We start from the raw sequence: 13,708 nt of genomic DNA, 5'->3' as shown, positions 1-13,708 counted from the left end.
TGCAGAATGCATCAATAAAGGATGACATGCTCAGGTGCTGCTTAAGCAATCAGGCTGTTCTCAACGGCGTAACGTATCAGGTCAGCATTGGTATTCAGGTTGAGCTTTTGCATGAAACGTAACTTGTGCGTGCTGACCGTTTTGTTGCTGATGCTGAGTTGAGTGGCAATGTCATTCACACTGGTGCCTTTGGCAAGCAGCAACATGATTTCCAGCTCCCGCTCGGACAGCAGCTCATGCGCTTGGTCGGTACCTGCGTTGTCGAGAGAAAAAATCATCTGCTCGGCCAGCTCCGGACAGATATAGCATTGGCCCTGTGCCACCTTGCGAATGGCACCCAGCAGAACCTCAGGCTCACTGTCTTTGGTCAGATAGCCAGAGGCACCTGCTTTTAATGCCCTGCGCGCTATCAGAATCTCGTTGTGCATGCTTAATACCAGAATGGGCAGGGCAGGATGTCTGGCTGCCACGCGCTTGATAAGATTAGCGCCGCTGATGCCCGGCATCGACATATCCAGCAGCACCAGATCTACGCTGACCTCATCGAGTATCGTCAGTAGTTGGTTGCCGTTAGTTGCCTCTGCGGCCACAGTGATATCCTGTGTCAGCTCGAACAGTCGCTTGATACCTTCGCGTACGATATTGTGATCATCTGACAGCAATACTTTGATCATGACTTAACATCTCTCTTTTGATACGGACAAAAAATCCGATACTGCAGCCCTTCCCCGGTTTACTGGCAACAACCAGCTCCCCACCCAGCAGGATCGCACGTTCACGCATACCGGTGATGCCAAAAGCGTCTGCTCTGATATCACCTGAATTGAAACCTTTTCCATTATCACGGATTACCAGGCATAGATCCCGCTTGTGCAGGGTCATCGAAATCCATACTTCGCTGGCTTCTGCATAACGGGTGATATTGGTCAGTGATTCCTGCACGATTCTGAATATGGCTGTCAGATACTGCTCGTTGAGCTTCAGTTGCGTCTCACTGATATCCGTATGACAGGTGATTCCGGTACGGCTTGTGAACTCTTCAGCCAGCCATTCAAGTGCAGACAGCCCGCCCATATCCAGTGCTGCGGGACGCAGTCTGACAGCGATATCGCGTGCGATCTTTAGCGTTTGGTCGATCAGCGTGCTGAGTATCTGGGCGCGTTCGACAATTGCGGAACTCTGTTGCTGACACAGAAGGCGCAGGGTCGATGCCTCGAGTCGTATAGTTGTCAGATACTGCCCCAGTTCATCATGCATATCCCGGGCGATGCGTTTACGCTCCTCTTCGCGCACAGATTCAAGTCGCCCTGCCAATCCGCGCAACAGCCGGTTGGACTTGCGCAATTGGTGCAGGAAGTAAGCGGTGCCGCTGAGCAACAGTAAACTACTGAGTAGCATGGTATAGAGCCAGCGCTGCTGCAGTGCTTTCAGTTGCAGCTCTGAGGCTTGCTGGGCATTGTGCTGGTGTAGAGTGTCTATTTCACGCTGTTTGCTCTCAAGCTCATAACGTTCTACCAGTTCACTGACATAGCGATTGGAGATGTGTTGCCGATCCTGCTCTGCCAGTTGAATGGATTCCTCTGCAAGCTGATAAGCCGCGGAGTGATTCTGAATCTGATTTTGAAGGGAGGCTATTCTCCGCAGGCTCTGGGCAATATATCCTGGTTGCCCCACGTCTCGTGCCAGCGCCAGAGCTGATTCGGCATCACGCTGAGCGTCAGTCAGTTGATCAGCATGTTGCAACGCTTCACTGCGTGCCATCAGGCTATACCAGAGACCGAGAGGATTGGGGTAGCGCTCATAAAGAAGGATCACCTCATCCAGTGTCTCTACCTGTTGCGCATGCAGTTGCTGTTCACTATATAGGCTGGCCAGTGCAAACAGTCCAAGATTTAGATAAAAAGGGGTCTGCAACTCGCGATAGATCTCTATGGCTTCATGAGTCAGGCGCTCGGCAGTATCAACATCGTGATTGTGCAGCGCGGCTGTCGCCATCCCGTGCAAAGCACGCGCCTCGTGAATCCTGGATGGCAGCGCTCTGGCTTGCTTGTACATCAACTGGTAATACTCAACCGATCTATCCATGAAGCCGTTCTGCTGGTAGTCCACTCCCAGTGCCTGATAGGCATAAAGCAGGGCATAGGGATCTTGGGTTTTCTCAGCTTCCTCCATCGCCTGCAACGCCAGTCTGATAGACTCTTTCACTCTGCCCTGTCGCAGAAGGGCGACGGTCGCCCAGAATAAGACTTCGCCACGAAGAGCCAGATGATCGGTTTCAGCCAGCAATTCGTGGCTGCGGCTGGATGCCCGGATCGACTCTTCAATTTTGCCCTGGGTGATCAGCGCTCTGGCCAGGCTTAATTTGGCCTCTATCTGCCCGGGGATATAACCATGCTCCTTCGCAAGTGTTTCTGCCTCAAGGGAGTGTTGTGCCGCCTGCTCGCTCAGGGCCAGGTAATACTCAATGCGTGCCAGCAGGTTCAGCAGATCTATCTGTTCTGTGATCTTTTCAATCGTGTCCGGCTCCAGGTGATTGAGCCGGTTCTGTACTTCATAATGAGCAGACACCGGGTCATTGTCGGCGAGCAGGCGCAGCCTGCTGTAGCCGTGGTCGCTATTGGTACTGGCTAAAGCTGCAGATTGCAGCAGAGCCAGAATCAGGGCGCAGAGTAATCCGGTACGGCACCCCACGCGCTGGCAGATGTCACTTTGTGTCGTATATTTTTCAGACAATGCAGGGTCTTCCGTACTTTTCCGTATGGAGATATCAATCTGATACTAGCGCTTGCTGCAGCGTATGGGCAGGTAAGATTTATTGATTTTCATGTCTGCATGTGACGACATGAAAATCAATAAAAGGTGGGTTTGTCACCGGGAGATTTATAGAGACATCAGTCCATGGTTGATCGCATAACGCACAATATCGATATTGTTCTGCAAGTCCAGTTTATGCATCAAGCGCATCTTGTGCGTGCCCACCGTCTGGCGACTGATAGAAAGCTCAGAAGCGATCGTATCCATGGTTTTACCATCCAACAGCATCAGAAAGATTTGATACTCCCGTCGAGATAGCTGTTTGTGCAGCGGTTCACTGGAGGGCATTTTTCTTTCGCCAAACAAAATCTTTTCCGCTATCACCGGGCTGATATATTTACCCTTGGCGGCCACCTTCAGCACGGCATCCAGAATGACGGTTGGTTCACTATCTTTGGTCAGATATCCTGATGCGCCTGCTTGCAGAGCATCCGAAGCGGTACGCTCATCGTCAGACATACTGAACACCAGAACAGGTGGCGGGTTACTGCCACTTGCAATCATTTCGATCAACTCAGGTCCAATAGGATGACCGGGCATCATCAGATCAAGGATCAGCAGATCACATTCAGTGTTTTCCAGCAATTCAATCGCTTCGCTGCCGCTCTCCGCCTCAGCCACCACGACCAGATTGTGGCCCGCAAGAATATTCTTCAGCGCATCACGGACTATCGGGTGATCATCAGCGAGTATTATTCTTATAGGATTACCCATCATTGGCTTGTCACTTTTCAGTTATCTATTCCAGCAGTTTCAGTGTTATGCAAGGGTATATTTATTTCAAGCGTTGTTCCACATCCGGGTGCAGTGTCAAGTCGCATTTTGCCATCCAGTCGGAGTACACGTTCGCGTATTCCGATCAGTCCTGATGAATGACTTTTCAATACAGACGGGTCAAACCCTGTGCCATTGTCAGAAATTTGCAGGCTGCATGTTGTGCCGTTGTGTTGCAGTAAAATCTTCACACTGTCGGCATCCGCATGGCGTGCCACATTGGTGAGAGACTCCTGAGCAATACGGAACAGGGTTATGGAGTAGTCTTCATCCAGATTGATCTGCCGATTGCTGATATCCAGTTTACAGGAGATCCCCGTTCTGCGGCTGAACTCATCCACCAGCCATTCAAGCGCATCGATAATACCACGTTCCAACGCAGCCGGGCGTAGCATAACGACCACATTACGCACACCTCGAATGGTTTTGTCGACCAGTTCCACGATGCTCTGTATCTTGTGCTGAAAATGAGGATCGTCCAGTGAGTAGCGAAGTTTAAGTATTGATATCTCCATGCGGATCGCGGTGAGAAGCTGCCCCATTTCGTCATGCAGTTCACGTGCGATACGCCGTCTTTCCTCTTCCCGCGTTGTTTCCAGACGTGTTGCAAGGCTACGCAATTGGTCCTCGGAGTGCTTGAGATGCTGCTCAGCCTGCTTCAGTTTTGATATATCGCTGCCTATCGCCAGTACACCATTGATTATCCCGTGCGTATCGTGTTCGGGTACCAGCAGGATATGATGATATATCATGGAGTTGTTTTCGGTGCTTTCCATGGCGACTTCCATATCTCTTGGCTCGCCTGTCGCCAGTACTGTGTTCAGTAGACTCTGGTACTCGAAAGATCCCGACTCGCATGAGGCCTCAGTAGGTGTCTTGCCGTAAACCTCGTCAGCAGGATGGCCTATGGTGGTTATCATTTCTGGGTTTGCATACAGCAGACGGCAATCAGCATCGTAGCGTGCGATATTGACCGGCGCATTTTCCGCCAGCGCACGAAATTCTCGCTCGCTGTCGCGCAGCGCTTTCTCCATCTGTGATCGCTCTATGGCGATGGCAGCAATATGTGTTTCGCGATAAATACTGCCTTTAACCACCTCTTCAGGAGTGCCGGGCTCGCGGCGATAGATTCCGAACACCCCGAGCACCTGCCCGGAAGAGCCGATAATCGGCTCTGACCAGCAGGAGATCAACCCCGCCTCCAGGGCCAGTCTCTTAAAGCTGTCCCAGAAGGGATGTGTTTGTATATCTTCTGCAATAACGGCTTCACCACGCCATACTGCCGTACCACAGGAGCCCTCACCCTCACTGATTTTAAGGCCATCCAAGGCTTTGATGAAATTGGTGGGTAAGCTGGGGGCTGCTGCTGTTATCAGATGCTGGCCTGATTCGTCAGGCAGCATGATGCTGACCAGTAGATCAGGAAACTGCTGTTCTATACACTCGACAATCAGATCAAGAATGTCAGACAGTTCGCCACCTTCAGCAAGGCGCTCGAAAACTTTCAGGCGGGCAGCTTTCTGAATCTGTTGGTTCTTGCGCTCAGTGATATTTCGCGAAAGCACGATAAATCGTGGGTCTTCTTCCGGCTCGCCGGACTTTCTGGCAATCGACAGTTCGAACCAGAGGTTTCTTCTTTTGCCAAAGTTCAACTGGATCTGGGCACCCATCGAGACGCCAGTTTCGTGCGCTTCCTGCAATGCTGCAAGACAGGTGGAGGCGGCTTCATCGTCCATCACATCTTGAACCCTCTGGCCTTGCAACTCGTCTGGCGACGCCAGCAGCAGTTCAGGGTTGGATACATAACTGGCCAGGTAACGCCCAGACAGGTCCATCTCAAACATCAGGTCCGGTATGGCATCAATAATTGCTTTCTGCTCGTTTCTGGCTATCTGCAGCTCTGTGTTGCTTACTTCAAGCAAGTGGTGTGAGCGTCGCAGGCGCAGCAGGAAAAGCTGGCTACCCAGCAGGATGATAAGCGTGCTGCCAAACCCCAGCCAGAGCAGTCGCATCTGGGCAGAGTGCCGCTCGTTGGCTCGCATCAGCGCTTCTACCTGGCGCTGGCGGCTTTGTGACTGATAGCGCTCGGCAAGCTCAATGACGCGCTCACTGGATTGCTCACGTTCAGAACGGTTTGAGGCACGTGCTGCTTCGGCAGACAGTTCATATGCACTGCGGAAGTCGTTTCGATCAGCCGCCAGCTTGGCCAGACGTTGTGTGCTCTGGATGTAATAAAAGGGAACACTTACCTCCTTCGCCAATTGTTGCATGAGTTGTGCATCCTGCCAGGCCGCTTCCGGTTGACCCAGGGCCTCACGGATCTCACTGCGGGCAGACAGTGCCCACCACTCACTGAGCCTGCTGGCATGCACGTGTGAGATATCGATCACTTTGTTGATCAGCGGCAAGGCATCGCGATAACGTGCCTGCTGTATCAGGCTGGAGGTCAGTGCAAATGTGGCGCGGGATTCTCCGAATGGCGCTCCCATGCTGTGATACATTGCGATCGTCTGACGTATCGCCTCCTCTCCAGCGGGAATATCGCCAGATGACACATGATATTCACCCATAGCGAGCAGCGCAGCTCCCTCCAGCATCACTGATCCAGCCTGCCGGGCGTATTCGCGCATCTGCCGGTAGTGGTGAAGCGCCGTCTCAGCCTGCTCGCTGAGATCGAAAGTGATCGCCATGCCCTGATGCGCCAATGCCAGCGCATAGGCGTTGCCACTGGCACTGGCAAACTCCATCGTCTGCACTGCCATGGCGACTGAGTCATCTAACTGCCCAAGCCGGCGGTACATTCCGGAAGTTCGCAGCATCGCCTCAGCCACCAAGTCGGGTCGATCAATGCCCTCCAGCAGCATCATGCTGCTGTTGATCGCATCGATCATCGCCGCAATATTGCCCTCATGAACGAAGTTCAGTACCTGTGTGAGGTAGGCTTCGGCTTGGCCTGCGTGGTCGTTATTGGCTATGGCGATTTCCAGCGCCTGCTCAATATAATCTGCGGATAGCTCCATGTTTGCTGCGTAATGCTCAATTCGGGCCAGTAGATTGAGTATCCGGACTTGATTGGTGGCTGATATGTCTTTGGGATGTTCGGCCTGCAGGCGCAATGCAATACGGCGTGCCTCGGGGACATTGCGTTCGGCGAGTTGGCGGGTTGCAGCAACCTCGCTTCGCCAACGATCTCGCGTAAGCTCCTGATTCAGGCCCTGACCCAACGCCGGGGCCGGACTGAGAATCAGGCTCAGGCAGAGTAGGGGAAGGGCCAGCAGAGTTGGGGCCATCTGAGGAGTGGCCAGCAGAGGAGAGACTAGCAGGTGCAAAACCCTGCCAATTCTGCCTGATGGCCTGAACATCAGAAGGCTACCGTCAAGGTTGCTCTGACTTGCCTGTCGTTGACCCAACTGCTCTGTGGCCGGGTTTTTACTCCATAGTAGGAGGTGCGTTGTGTGCCCGACAGGTTCAATCCCTCCAGCATGACGCTGACATCAGGTGTGAATTGATACTGTATGGCCGCATCCAGCCAGGCATGCGCACCGGTATAGATGGGCAGTGCACCGATACCTACAACACTGGTCGTACCCGATAAATATTTATCGCGCCAGTTGTAAGCGACACGCGCCGATAGTGGGCCTCTTTCATAAAGTGCAACGAGGTTGTAGCTGTGGCGGGACAGACCCTGCAAGGGGATGTTTCCACCCAGTGCGTTATCGAAGGTGCTGCTGTCGATATACAGGTAGTTGGCCTGTAAGCCAAGACCACTCAATATGCCCGGCAGAAAATCATAGAACTGCTGATAACCCAGCTCAACCCCCTGAATATCGGCTGCCCGGCTGTTCTGCGGTCGGCTGATCATATACAGTTCGCCCTCGTGAAGCTCCGGTCGACTTTGTGTCATGACAAAACCATCCACTTTTTTCTGGAACAGCGTCAGATGGGCGGAGGTGGTGCGGCTGAAATAGCCCTCCAGTGACAGATCCAGATTGTCAGAGCGGATCGGGCGCAGCGCCGGATTCCCTGCCGACCCTTGATTCAGTGATGGGTTGACACTGTTGCGTACCAGAGATAAGGACGGAGACAGCTGGTTGAAATTGGGGCGGGTCAGGGTTTTCGATGCCGCCATGCGCAGGTACAGATGGCGTGACAGCTGGTAACGCAACGTCAGGCTCGGCAGGTAGTCAATATAGGCGTCATGACTGTTGACGGGTACCACCGCGCCACTGTCCAACTGGGTTTGATGGCCAGAGATCTGTGTTCGGGTGCGTACTGCCCGTACCCCTGCATTACCATCCAGGCGCAGATCCGATGTCAGTATATTGGCCATCAGGTAGGCGGCTTGTGTTTCCTCATCGATATGCCAGGTACCCCGTGGATTCGACTGAGGCGGCAGGCCGATGCCAAAACCGTCACGCAGGCTCATGGGATCGCGAGCCGTGCTGATATCCCCGGCCAGATAGCCATCAATACTGTTGGATCCTGGAAAGAACCCTCCATAAGGATTGGTGGCAATATAACCTGGCAGGCTGGTCGCTGGGATATTGCCGACATTCGCATCACCGAAAATCAGCCCGGGTGCATTATCGGCTTTGCGCCGCGTAAAACGTGTGCCGGTCTCCAGCGAGTAGATGAACGGATGATCAATCTGAAATGCGCCTTCAAGCTGTGCCGCGGTCTGACTGCCGGCAAACGGACGGGTACGATACAGCGTGCTGACATATTCATAGTTAGCCGGGTTTTGCAGATCCGTGCCATTGACGCGGGTGCTGGGTACCGAACCCGACAGGTCGTGGCTGAACTCAGGCGCTTGGCTGCTCAGATTCAGGCCGGAAAAGAACAGTGAGCTGCGGCTGCGGGTATGGCTCAGATCAGCCTTGACCGTGACGCTATCGCCTCGCCACTGGCCGCCGGTTGCAAACTGCTGGGTCTTGCCGACCGTATCACGTGCAAAGCTCAACACAGAGATGGGCGAGTCGGTCCAGGTGATGCTTTGCAGGTCCTGGCTCTCGGAGAACAGGGTAGGGGTGCCGGCAACAAAGGTGGAGGTGGCAGGCAGACTAATCTGGTAGGAGTCCTGATAGGTGATCAGTTGCGCATGGCTGCCTTCAGCATAGAGTTCGAGTTGTGGTGAAGGGCTCCACTGAAAGGAGACGGAAACAGCATCGCGCTCACGCAAGCCTGCGCTGATGGATTCGGATGTACCGTTGGGTGCAATGACGGTCTGTCCGGGTAGAATATCGGTGCGGGCTTGCGGGTTACCTGTCCCTTTCTGATCCTCGCGCCAGGCGCGCTGCTGCCTGCCGATATGTAACAGGATCCCGGCCTCGCCCCCTGCGGCGGTGTCCCAGCGATTGCTGTATAGTGCTGAATACTGTGCTCTGCCGCTATCCACCAGGTCCCCATAGATGCCGCCTGCTGAGACTTCAGTGCGCCGGCCTTGATAGTCGAACGGGCGACGTGTACGGATATCAACCAGCCCCGCGAGACCACCCTCAATCAGCCTGGCTGAGGAGGTCTTGTAGACATCGACCCCAGCGACCATTTCGGAAGGGACGTCATTGAAGTTCAGGCTGCGGCCTTCACCTGCGGTAAAGATTTCATGCCCATTCAGGGTTGTTGCCATCTGTGACAGGCCACGGATCGATAGGGTATCGCCCTCTCCACGGTCACGTGCAACCTGTACGCCACTGACATGCTGCAGAATATCCGATACGTTCATAACCGGAAGCTTGCTGATATCCTCTTCAACCACAGCATCAACGATCTCGACTTTGGACTGCCTGATCTCCTGGGTTGTGACGGGGCGGGTTCGGCTGCCGCGTACGATGATGTCTGGAGATTCAGTGACATCTGAGGAGAGGACCAGGGTTGGCGCATTATCAGCTGATGGCTCTCTATTAGCTGAGGGCTCTTTTTCAGCTGAAGGCTCTGTGGGCACCTCTCCAGCCCAGGCGCAGGCTGATGCAGCTGAAAGCACCCCAATAGCCCGCAGCAAATTTTTCCTTACAATGATCAATGCACTTTTCCTCTTTTTGGCAGCGACTTTTTTCGCGAAGGAGCAGCAGGTATCGGGATTATTCATCAGCCAATTTCATCATATCGTAGCACAAGAAAATCCAACAGGGCACGTGCCGCTGAGCGCTCAGCCTCATCGGAGAACACCTGAATCGCATTTGTTCTGCGCATGTTGCTGATTAAGCCTCATAGGTATGTAAAAAAGTATCCGACAAAAGTGTCATCCGAATCTGAATTGTCTTACCTGATGTTGCAGAGCCTCGGCCAGCCTTGCCAGTTCCTGGCTGGTGGCGGCGGTTTCTTCGGCCCCGGCGCTGGTTTGCACAGCAACATCGTTGATGCGTGCGATATTCTGGCTGACCTCTTCCACCACCAGCGTCTGTTCTTCTGTCGCCGAGGCGATCTGAGTATTCATATCCCGGATACTGACGACGCCCTGCACAATCTGCTCAACTCTTTCGCATGCATGATGGATAGTGTCGGCACTCTGTTGAGATTGCACCAGACTCTGTTGCATAAAGGATACAGCCTGATCCGACTCCTGCTGCAGCCGCTCGATCATAACCTGGATGTCGCCGGTCGAGCCCTGCGTGCGTTGAGCCAGTGTGCGCACCTCATCAGCCACGACGGCAAAGCCGCGTCCATACTCACCGGCCCGGGCGGCCTCAATGGCGGCGTTGAGTGCCAGCAGGTTGGTCTGATCAGCGATATTGCGGATCACATCCAGCACCGTATAAATTGACATGCACTCCTCCTGAAGTCGGCCAACTGCACTGGAGGTATGTGTCGCTTGCTCGGTCAGCTTGTTGATCAGTACGACCGCTTCATTCAACTCCTTCAGACTGGCCTGCGTGCTGCTGTCGAGCACTTGCGACTGCTCTGCCGCCTGGCTGGTATTTTCCGCAACAACTCTGACAGACGCCGCCATCTGTTGCGTTGCAGCTGCAACCTGGTCGACCTCCAGCTGTTGCTGGTGAACGCCTTGGCTGGTCTGGAGGGTGACGGCTGAGGACTCCTCTGAGGCTGCGGCCAGCGAGTCGGCGGCACTGGAGATCTCTTTCAGGGTGCGGGACAGGGTTTCTGTCATCAGGATCATGGCGTTCTGCAACTTGCCTATCTCATTCTGGCCGCCAGCTTCGAGATTGATCGTCAGATCACCTGATGCAAGCTGCTCCGCCTGCCTGACTATGCTGGTCAGTGCTTTGACCAGCGCATTAACCAGCAGGGCAGCCAACACCAGTGCGAGCAGTAACGCCGCCGCTTCCAGCGTACTCTGAAGAATCAGCTCAGATCTGAGCGCCTGCTGCAACTGGATGGCCCTGGCGATAATCGCTTCATCAATTTTGTCCTCAACCGTTTTCATCTGCTCAATACGGGCGCTGGTTACATTGTACCAGTGGCTTGAATCGATCCCTTCCAGTTCTCCGCTCAGCCCACCCTGCAGAATCACCTGGCGGATGCGTGTGATCTCATCTGCATTCTGGCCCTGCACCGTACGCTGGTGAAGGCCTGTGAGTTCCGCCGACAGTTGTTTGTCGGCCAGAGATAGGTAAAGGCTTTGTTCTGCCATAATACGCTGGAACAGTTGATGCTGTTCTGGGCTGAAGTGACCACTGGCCAGATTGCCTGCGCCGATGGCTCGCTCCTGTCCGGCACGTTCTTTTGCCTCCATATAGTAGGTGTAGGCGAGCAGTTGATGTGCTATTTCTGGCTCTGCGGTGACAGCGGCGATGAAGCTGACACTGTGCAGCAGGCTGGAGATGGTTTGTGTATACCAGGTACTGCTGTTCGGGAGCGAGATCTGGCGGCTGTCGATTGATGCTCTGTGTCGCTGTAATTGGCTCAGATGCTGCATCTCTTGTTGAATCAAGCGCTCAAAGTCATGGCTGATACTGGCTGCATCGAGATGCTCCAGAAATGCTTCCAGTTCCTGCATGGCGGTATCGGTCAGGCGGCGTTGTGCCGCGAGAGCATCCTGATCTCCGGTACTGGTACGGCCGAGAAACACTGCAGATAATCCACGCTCGCTTTGCAATTGATGGATCAACTGTCCGGTATGCCCGGCGTAATGGGCCAGGCGTTCAACCTGACGCATCTCATTGTACTGCTGAAGCTGGCCCAGAAAGCTGGATACACCCAGCCACAGCATGCCCAATACCGGTAATGCCAATACGGCCAATATCTGAGCACGCAGGCTCAGGGATCGGAACAGGTTGGTTTTAATCATTATCTTCACTTTATAGTAGTGTTGGGTTATTCAGATATTTTTCCTCAAAGGCTGCGGCAGGCAGCGCCGGGTCAAACAGGAATCCCTGAGCAAATTCGCAGCCGTTGCCGACAAGAAAGTCTGCCTGCTCTGCACACTCAACGCCTTCTGCGACCAGTTCAAGGTTGAGCACATTAGCAATCACAACAATCGCTTTCAGCAGCCCACGTTGCTGAGCGCCGTGCTGGATCTCATGCACAAACTGTCGGTCGATTTTGAGGCAGTGGATATCGAACTGGGCCAGGTAGCCCAATGCAGAGTGGCCGGTACCGAAATCATCGATCGCGATGGTGATGCCTAATAGGCTCAAGCCTTGCAGGGTTTCCTGCACACCAGAGTTATCCTTCAGTAATAGGCTTTCAGTGATCTCTAGCTCTAACCATTCTGGCCGACAACCGGTGTGAGACAGGATATCGCAGACACTTTTTAACAGGTCATCCTGCTTGAACTGTACAGCGGAGATATTGACGGCGACTCTCATAGGTGAGTGGCGTCCTCGGTTCCAGCGTGCGGCGTTTTCTGCCGCCACCTGAAGCACCCATTTCCCGATGGGTACAATCAGGCCAGTCTCTTCAGCGATGCTGATAAAGTCGCCGGGTGGAACGAGGCCCATGGCAGGGTGGTGCCAGCGCAACAGGGCTTCTGCCCCGATAAGTGAGCCATCACCTAACTTTACTTTGGGTTGAAAGTGGAGCTCAAGTTGATTATGTCCCATGGCATGGTGCAGTTCCTGCTCCAGCGAGAGGTGGTGTTGTGCCGTGTCGGTCAGTTCCCTGGAGTAGAATCGGTAACCGTTACGCCCAGCGGATTTGGATGAAAACATCGCCGATTCGGCATGTTTTATAAGGTCGTCCACGTCAGTGGCATCTTCCGGATAGAGCGCAATACCGAGACTACAGGAGCAGAAGAGCGCATCGCCGTCATACAAAAACGGCATGTTGAACTCAGAGAGCAGCATGTCGACAGTCGATTCAACTTCGCTCAAGCTTTGAAGCTGTGGCAGCAGAACTCCGAAATTATCACCACCGAGTCGAGCTATCGTAGCGTAGGGTGGTAGAGTGGCATTGAGTCTGGCCGCTATCTGGTTCAGCACCTCATTACCGACGGTATGGCCCAGGGAGTCATTAATCGTTTTGAAATTTTCAATGTCCAGCATCAGCACACCGGCCAACTGGTCATGCCATGCCGCGTCAGCAATCATCTGCTGACCGCGATCCATCAGCAGAGCCCGGCTAGGCAACTGGGTCAGGGGATCATAGAGCTTCATCCTCTCAACTCTTTGCCGTTCCGTATGCAGCTCTGAAATATCGCGTCCTACCAGAAGAGCACTTTTCACCTGGCCATGTTCATCGGGTTCTGGTGTCAGTTGCATCAGGTAACGCTTCATCTTCCCCATTTGACTGTGATAACAGCTTGCCTCGAACTGGTGACTGCAATCCGTTAAAAAAAGTGTGAGCAGGCTGTTTTGAATACCTGGAAAGTGGTCGTTCAGCGAGAGGTCTTGAAGTTGCATTCCGAGCAGCGCCGCATCGTAACCGATCGCATTAGTAAAAGCCGGGTTGATATACAGGATACGCAGTTCATGATTAAAACGGGCAATCAGGTCGGGTGAGTTTTCAACCAACGTACGGAATTCGTTCTCACCGCCGATCAACGCCTCATGTAGGCGCTGATCGGTGACATCGCGTGACAGTGTCAGAAGCGTGTCTTCAGCCAGTGTGGATACCTTGTTCATGCGTTTCTCCCTGGATGATTCAAACCTGACGCTTCGCACTGACTTTCAAGCAGTGCTTGCCTCATTGTGGTGGCGATATAACCACCTTTAATCCCATCACA

At 53.6% G+C, this 13,708-nt stretch carries 7 protein-coding genes; all 7 read right to left on the bottom strand.

Features of this window, described 5'->3' with window-relative positions; all coding sequences use genetic code 11:
- Positions 1 to 41 precede the first annotated feature (41 nt).
- Positions 42 to 674, bottom strand: a complete 633-nt coding sequence (locus ACK3CJ_RS20875; RefSeq protein WP_409524120.1) for a response regulator — start codon at positions 672 to 674, stop codon at positions 42 to 44.
- Complete coding sequence (locus tag ACK3CJ_RS20870) at positions 649 to 2,733, bottom strand: tetratricopeptide repeat-containing sensor histidine kinase (protein ID WP_409524119.1); 2,085 nt, start codon at positions 2,731 to 2,733, stop codon at positions 649 to 651. The genes ACK3CJ_RS20875 and ACK3CJ_RS20870 overlap by 26 nt, the downstream gene beginning before the upstream one ends.
- A 147-nt stretch (positions 2,734 to 2,880) precedes the next feature.
- A complete protein-coding gene (locus ACK3CJ_RS20865) occupies positions 2,881 to 3,531 on the bottom strand; it encodes a response regulator transcription factor (RefSeq protein ID WP_409524118.1) in 651 nt (216 codons plus the stop codon).
- 14 nt (positions 3,532 to 3,545) lie between these two features.
- On the bottom strand, positions 3,546 to 6,878 hold the full coding sequence (locus ACK3CJ_RS20860; RefSeq protein WP_409524117.1) for a PAS domain-containing protein: 3,333 nt from the start codon (positions 6,876 to 6,878) through the stop codon (positions 3,546 to 3,548).
- Between the two features lie 71 nt (positions 6,879 to 6,949).
- Positions 6,950 to 9,673 carry a TonB-dependent receptor gene (locus ACK3CJ_RS20855; protein ID WP_409524116.1) on the bottom strand — a complete coding sequence of 908 codons (2,724 nt, stop codon included), beginning with the start codon at positions 9,671 to 9,673 and terminating at the stop codon, positions 6,950 to 6,952.
- 153 nt (positions 9,674 to 9,826) lie between these two features.
- A complete protein-coding gene (locus ACK3CJ_RS20850) occupies positions 9,827 to 11,833 on the bottom strand; it encodes a methyl-accepting chemotaxis protein (protein WP_409524115.1) in 2,007 nt (668 codons plus the stop codon).
- Between the two features lie 10 nt (positions 11,834 to 11,843).
- Positions 11,844 to 13,607 carry a putative bifunctional diguanylate cyclase/phosphodiesterase gene (locus ACK3CJ_RS20845; RefSeq protein WP_409524114.1) on the bottom strand — a complete coding sequence of 588 codons (1,764 nt, stop codon included), beginning with the start codon at positions 13,605 to 13,607 and terminating at the stop codon, positions 11,844 to 11,846.
- Positions 13,608 to 13,708: the final 101 nt, after the last annotated feature.

It is taken from the genome of Nitrincola salilacus (assembly GCF_046271865.1).
Lineage (GTDB): Bacteria > Pseudomonadota > Gammaproteobacteria > Pseudomonadales > Balneatricaceae > Nitrincola > Nitrincola salilacus.
The sequence above is the reverse complement of the archived record's forward strand: the minus strand, read 5'-3'. Positions and strand labels throughout refer to the sequence as shown.

Excerpts from the sequence above, each read along its gene's own strand:
- ACK3CJ_RS20865 (WP_409524118.1), bottom strand. The coding sequence starts at position 3,531 with ATGATGGGTAATCCTATAAGAATAATACTCGCTGATGATCACCCGATA.
- ACK3CJ_RS20855 (WP_409524116.1), bottom strand. The coding sequence starts at position 9,673 with ATGAATAATCCCGATACCTGCTGCTCCTTCGCGAAAAAAGTCGCTGCC.
- ACK3CJ_RS20845 (WP_409524114.1), bottom strand. The coding sequence starts at position 13,607 with ATGAACAAGGTATCCACACTGGCTGAAGACACGCTTCTGACACTGTCA.
- ACK3CJ_RS20850 (WP_409524115.1), bottom strand. The coding sequence starts at position 11,833 with ATGATTAAAACCAACCTGTTCCGATCCCTGAGCCTGCGTGCTCAGATA.
- ACK3CJ_RS20875 (WP_409524120.1), bottom strand. The coding sequence starts at position 674 with ATGATCAAAGTATTGCTGTCAGATGATCACAATATCGTACGCGAAGGT.
- ACK3CJ_RS20860 (WP_409524117.1), bottom strand. The coding sequence starts at position 6,878 with ATGGCCCCAACTCTGCTGGCCCTTCCCCTACTCTGCCTGAGCCTGATT.